Below are 1,374 nucleotides of genomic sequence, written 5' to 3'. Positions count from 1 at the left end.
GCGGGCAGGTCGGCCTCGGCGATGAGGACGTAGAGGGTGCCGACCAGCCGGGTGCTCAGGTCGGTGATGTTGCCACCGGCCCCGGCCACCTCCCGGGTCACGGCCGCGACGATGCCGAGCCGGTCGGCGCCGTGCACGCTCACCACCCAAGCCTCCCCTGGGTCGCCGGACGACGCCTCGGGCGCGACCTGGCGCACCGCGGTGGTCACCCCGGCGAGTGATTCCAGGGCTTTTTCAGCCTCGGCCGCGGTGGGGCCGGTGCAGATCAGGGTCATCGCGAAGTGGCCGCGGAGGCGGGTCATCGTCGAGTCGGTGAGGTTGGCGCCGACGCCGGCGAGCGCCTCGGCCACGTCGGCGACGATGCCGGTCCGGTCCGGACCGATGACGGTGATGGCAAGCTCGTGCACCCACCTACAGTAAGTGGTGCTATGACTTTCGCTGACGATGCCATCGCCTGGTACGACGAAAATGCTCGCGATCTGCCCTGGCGGCAGCCCACCACGAGCGCGTGGGGAGTGCTGGTCAGTGAGGTGATGCTGCAGCAGACCCCGGTGGTCCGGGTGGAGCCGGCCTGGCGCTCGTGGATGACCCGCTGGCCCACGCCGGCCGACCTGGCCGCCGACCCGCAGTCGGAGGCGATCCGGATGTGGGGCCGCCTCGGCTACCCACGCCGGGCGATGCGGCTGCACGCCTGCGCGGTGGCGATCGTGGAGCGGCACGGCGGCGAGGTGCCGTCCGACCTCGAGCAGTTGCTGGCGTTGCCGGGCATCGGCACCTACACCAGCCGGGCGGTCGCGACCTTCGCCTACGGGCAGCGGCATCCGGTGGTGGACACGAACGTGCGGCGGGTCGTGTCGCGGGCCGTGGAGGGCAAACCGGACGCGGGGGCGGCGACGACCGCGGCCGATCTGGTGGCGATGGAGGAGCTCCTGCCCGCCGATCAGGCAAGAGCCGCGAAGGCCAGCATCGCGTTCATGGAGCTGGGCGCGATCGTCTGCACGGCCCGCGCGCCACGCTGCCCGCTGTGCCCGTTCGAGGCGGCCTGCGCGTGGCACGCGACCGGGGAGAAGCTGCCCGAGGGTCCGAGTCGCAAACCGCAGCGGTACGCGGGCACCGATCGGCAGGTGCGCGGCCTGCTGCTGGAGGTGCTGCGGCACGCCAGCGGCCCGGTGCCGCGTCAGCGCCTCGACGTGGTGTGGCAGGACGAGGTGCAGCGGGCCCGGGCCCTGGCCGGCCTGGTGGACGACGGACTGGTCGAGCCGCTGGGCGCCGACGACTTCGTGCTGGCCGGCGACGCCCGGCAACCCCAACCCCAAATTCTTTAATAGACGTACGGCCATCCGCTCGAGTCGTAGCCGAGCAGGTTGATGCCGA

The 1,374-nt window shown here is 72.3% G+C and carries 2 protein-coding genes; one reads left to right on the top strand and one right to left on the bottom strand.

Features of this window, described 5'->3' with window-relative positions:
• Positions 1–407: glycine cleavage system transcriptional repressor (locus Ato02nite_RS51030; protein WP_213013976.1), on the bottom strand; the 407-nt coding region annotated here is incomplete at its 3' end.
• A gap of 21 nt (positions 408–428) precedes the next feature.
• Between Ato02nite_RS51030 and Ato02nite_RS51025 the strand changes: the two genes are divergently transcribed.
• Positions 429–1,325 carry an HhH-GPD family protein gene (locus Ato02nite_RS51025; protein WP_213013975.1) on the top strand — a complete coding sequence of 299 codons (897 nt, stop codon included), beginning with the start codon at positions 429–431 and terminating at the stop codon, positions 1,323–1,325.
• Positions 1,326–1,374 lie beyond the last annotated feature (49 nt).

Source organism: Paractinoplanes toevensis, assembly GCF_018332695.1.
GTDB lineage: Bacteria > Actinomycetota > Actinomycetes > Mycobacteriales > Micromonosporaceae > Actinoplanes > Actinoplanes toevensis.
Note: the sequence above shows the minus strand (reverse complement) of the source record. Positions and strands in the feature narration are given on the sequence as shown.

Excerpts from the sequence above, each read along its gene's own strand:
- Ato02nite_RS51025 (WP_213013975.1), top strand. The coding sequence starts at position 429 with ATGACTTTCGCTGACGATGCCATCGCCTGGTACGACGAAAATGCTCGC.